We start from the raw sequence: 1,616 nt of genomic DNA, 5'->3' as shown, positions 1-1,616 counted from the left end.
GATTTTAAGTTGTTGATTTTTTTGGTTAATTTTTTAAAAGCGATTATAAGCGATTTATTGCTTAGTCAAACACCATAAGCGATTATGTGGTTTTATAGGCGATTATAGAGTGCGATCGGAAGGCAAGATGTGCGCTGTAATATTACAGCGCTTTACTTATTCGCTGAGCTCAACGCAGTAGCAGTGTCATAGTGAACCCGATGGAACGCGACGACGACGACGACAAGGACGACGTGAGGAGGACGCGGAGGATGGATGGAGGAGAGGTTCTTCAGGTTCACCTTGGTAATATTACGAAATCTCATTCGTTGCTTGATATACAAGCGTTACAGCGTGTTGACAGATTTCGTTAAAGACTGGAACTGCTTTAAAATCCTGTTTTTTTATTCCCTATAATAGGTGTTGCCTAATTTTTTGGACAACACCTATGTTTTTGCATACATGCTACACCTTACCCCCTGTAGGGCTGGTTAAAACACACAACCAACCCTTACCTTGCTCCTGGCTAAATAACACCATTAACAATGCTGGAGCTTGCTATGGATTCTTTTAATTTGTGGGATTTTACTTACTTTTTTCTCAGTTCTTTGTTGGCTATTTATCTTGTTTATAAATAACTACTTAATGTAGACGGCCTAACGAGGAACGCCCTACGGGACGTACCGTAGTTAGGCTGTCTACATGTCTACATGTCTACATGTTTACATGTTTACATGTAAACCATTAATAAATAAAAAAACCTGACATATTGAATATGCCAGGTTTTAGTTTTATATTCAGTGGACGGTTATTAATTATTAGCAGTAATTAATAACGAAAGATTATGTGAGTACCACCTCGACATAATAATCAGGATTAACCCCGTCCGGTGATAACATTATACCCTGACCGGGTCACAAATAAATCCCCAGTTACGCAGTAACTTGCAATCTTTCGTTATTAGCCTTGTAAATAATTAATGCCGTCCGCTTTGTGGGTGGTAGGACTAAGTGACGACAGCACAAAAGCGAGCAAATGGTTACTGGGGGAACCGGACAAAGCCATAGCCTTATGAGTAGTTAGAGGTCAAGTGCGTGAGTATATTGGGTAGATGCCCTTGCGCTGCACAGATTGACGTTATAGCGGTTTTAGAGGTGTTCGGGGGGCGACGTAAGCCCTAACTAAAACAAGCGCAGGATTACGCTCTGATGCGCTCCTATGATGCGATAGCCGGCTCCGTCCGTGATGTCTTGATTAGGCAATGCTAAAGCTGCTTTATGCGGCTTTAGGGTGAGTATTGCCTAATCCGCTCCTGCCTCACCATCCATGATATCTCAAAATTTACACTAGGATATTTAAGCCGGCTTTGCTTCTGCTTTTGCTTTTAAAAAGAGAAAAATGCTTTTGCTTTGGATCTGCTGTGTGTAACTGGGTTACGTTGTTGGAAATACCTGGAGAAAACAGCTTTATCGTTTTCCTAGGTTTTTCAATAACGCGCTTTTAACCCTGTTATGCACAGATTTTAAGTTGTTGATTTTTTTGGTTAATTTTTTAAAAGCGATTATAAGCGATTTATTGCTTAGTCAAACACCATAAGCGATTATGTGGTTTTATAGGCGATTATAGAGTGCGATCGG

Annotated in this window: 1 protein-coding gene; it reads right to left on the bottom strand. The window is 40.5% G+C overall.

The window, feature by feature from the left end:
* Nucleotides 1-152: 152 nt before the first annotated feature.
* On the bottom strand, nucleotides 153-305 hold the full coding sequence (locus KUV50_RS19255; RefSeq protein WP_222581842.1) for a hypothetical protein: 153 nt from the start codon (nucleotides 303-305) through the stop codon (nucleotides 153-155).
* Nucleotides 306-1,616 lie beyond the last annotated feature (1,311 nt).

The organism is Membranihabitans marinus (assembly GCF_019802045.1).
Classification (GTDB): Bacteria; Bacteroidota; Bacteroidia; order Chitinophagales; family Saprospiraceae; genus Membranihabitans; species Membranihabitans marinus_A.
This window is presented reverse-complemented; position numbering and strand designations above follow the sequence as displayed.

Bases quoted from the DNA above. Each gene is read 5' to 3' on its own strand.
- KUV50_RS19255 (WP_222581842.1), bottom strand. From the start codon at position 305: ATGAGATTTCGTAATATTACCAAGGTGAACCTGAAGAACCTCTCCTCC.